Source organism: Campylobacter concisus, assembly GCF_902460895.1.
Lineage (GTDB): Bacteria > Campylobacterota > Campylobacteria > Campylobacterales > Campylobacteraceae > Campylobacter_A > Campylobacter_A concisus_BC.
Window position 1 is genome coordinate 1 of record NZ_CABPVL010000021.1, and the last position, 2,287, is coordinate 2,287.

Here is a 2,287-nt window from a genome sequence, read left to right on the forward strand (position 1 = left end):
TTATTATTTTTATCGAAGGAGTATCTATTATGATAGATCCTGCCCCATCAATAAATCCTTTTGGTATACCAAAAGGAGATACTATCCCTTATGGTTTAAATATACCAGCAGGATTGCTCATGATATTACTTGGTATTTTTTTTATATACAGGGAAATAAAAAGAGATTAACAGGATAAGTAGAGGTATTTTTGTTAACCCACCTGCAGAACTATACTCTCAACTTAAAGATAGATCAAAAGATGTGGATAAAGATAGAATTCTTATAAAGGCCGGAGTTGGTGGACTTATAGGTTATGGAGCGAGTCACATGGGAAAAATAGGAGAAAAAATACCAAGAGGTAGGGACGGTAATTACAAGACCATACTGGAGAATACAGCAGGAGCAGCCATGGGTCTTATGCAGGCCGAAGTAGATAATAGGCAGTAAAACAATGAAGAAATTCTTTAAAAAACTATTTTTTACACTTGTTGTCGCTATAATATTCGGTCTTGTTCTAAATGGCTTTTTACATGTATTAAAATACTTTTTCGGAGAGATTTATTATATAGATGCGATATATGCTATGTGTATATGCGTATCTTTATTTTTTATAGCAAAAAACGGTATCAAAAAAAGTGATCTCACTAGCGATAACATTAAACACATGGAGATAAAGTACGGTAGCGTAGCTTTATTCTACGCAGTTATCGAGTCTATCTTATGGATATTATTAATATACTTAAGAAAATAAATTTACAAGGCAAATTTGGTACATATATGGTAATAGGTGCTGGTAATTTACTATCAGCAATAGGTAGAGGCGCCTTTGTTAACTCATCTACAGAACTATATTCTCAGCTTAAAGATAGATCAAAAGATGTAGACGCAGAGAGAGTGGTCGGAAAAGGTTTTGCTGGTGGATTTTATGGACTGTTTGGTAGCATTGCGGGAGTAGGCGGTAAAACCATAAAAGTTGGCAATGGAGATTTGCAGACTGAGGCAGAAGCTGGGGCAAGTATATTTACCGGAATAGTACAGGCAGTAGCCGATAGTATGAATAGTAAAGATAATAAAAATAACAAAGACGATAAAAAATGAAAAACGGTTTTCTTAAATTTTTAGTAATAATTGCTGTTGTGGCATTTTTACTTATTTGCTTAAGAATATTAGTTTACTTCTTTGGAGAACACTATATTGATGCTATGGCTGTGTTGCTAATATTTGCCAATGTATGTTTTATGATAAAAAATGGTATAAAAAAGAGCGATTTTAAAAAAGAATATATACAAAAAATGGAAATAAAAAGAGGCGGTATTGCTTTAATTCACTCTTTTTTAGTTTTTGTATTTTGGCTTCTTTACAATGCCACAATGAGATAAACATAAAAGTTGGTATAGTATCTTGTTGCAGGAACGGGTCAAGTAGTAGCCGATAGTATAAAAAGCAAAAATGACAAAAGACAAAAATGAAGAAATTCTTTAAAAAACTATTTTTTACACTTGTTGTCGCTATAATATTCGGTCTTGTTCTAAATGGCTTTTTGCATATATTAAAATACTTTTTCGGAGAAATTTATTATATAGATGCACTAGGTTTTATCTTGGTATGTTTTTATGGATTTTTTGCAATAAAAAATGATATTAAAAAAAGCGACCTTACCAAGAAGAACCTAGAAAATATAGAGATAAAGTATGGAAGTGTGGCGTTATTTTACACGATCGTAATTCTTCTAATTTGGCTAATGCTAATTTGTATAAGATATTTCTAAAAAAGAATTTTAAAACAATGGACGTCACAATAGGTGGCGTCTCTTTAGTACAATCCATATTTGTATTTATAATGTGGGTTGGTTACAATGCAACAAGGGGATAAACAAAAAAAGTTGGCGTATAGCATCAGCTGCAGCCCTTGCAAGCTCAGGCACATATGGCTTTAGCGTAGGCGTAAGGGCTGATCTTGCCACCACTAAGCAAGAGAGCTCTTTAAAACAAACTAGCTCAAATAAATCTAGCCTAAATGCTAAACGTATAAATATAAACTCGACTAAAGATATATCTATCACTGGCTCAGACCTAGCATCCAAAGAGGATATGAGCCTAAATTCAAACAACCTAAATATAAACTCTAGCGAAGATAGTTTAAAATATAAATCACATACCAAATCACTCACAACAGGATTTGGTTTTACATTTTATGGGGCAAATTCTAGCTCACTAGAGCTTGGAACAAATAGCTTAAAACAAAGCGAACAAAGCCTAACAAACAACAACTCTCATCTTTACTCAGCTAAAGATATGAATATAAA

Annotated in this window: 4 protein-coding genes; all 4 read left to right on the top strand. The window is 32.7% G+C overall.

Annotated elements, in window-relative coordinates; translation table 11 throughout:
• Positions 1-243: 243 nt before the first annotated feature.
• Positions 244-429 (top strand): hypothetical protein, encoded by a 186-nt coding sequence (locus F3G98_RS10125; protein ID WP_103570473.1) that lies wholly within the window; start codon positions 244-246, stop codon positions 427-429.
• A 273-nt stretch (positions 430-702) separates the two neighbouring features.
• A complete protein-coding gene (locus F3G98_RS10130) occupies positions 703-1,080 on the top strand; it encodes a hypothetical protein (RefSeq protein WP_103569584.1) in 378 nt (125 codons plus the stop codon).
• Positions 1,077-1,361 carry a hypothetical protein gene (locus tag F3G98_RS10135; protein ID WP_103607726.1) on the top strand — a complete coding sequence of 95 codons (285 nt, stop codon included), beginning with the start codon at positions 1,077-1,079 and terminating at the stop codon, positions 1,359-1,361. The genes F3G98_RS10130 and F3G98_RS10135 overlap by 4 nt, the downstream gene beginning before the upstream one ends.
• A gap of 462 nt (positions 1,362-1,823) precedes the next feature.
• Positions 1,824-2,287, top strand: a 464-nt coding sequence (locus tag F3G98_RS10140; protein WP_149726129.1) for a hemagglutinin repeat-containing protein, incomplete at its 3' end; no start/stop codon positions are given.

Bases quoted from the DNA above. Each gene is read 5' to 3' on its own strand.
- F3G98_RS10130 (WP_103569584.1), top strand. From the start codon at position 703: ATGGATATTATTAATATACTTAAGAAAATAAATTTACAAGGCAAATTT.
- F3G98_RS10135 (WP_103607726.1), top strand. From the start codon at position 1,077: ATGAAAAACGGTTTTCTTAAATTTTTAGTAATAATTGCTGTTGTGGCA.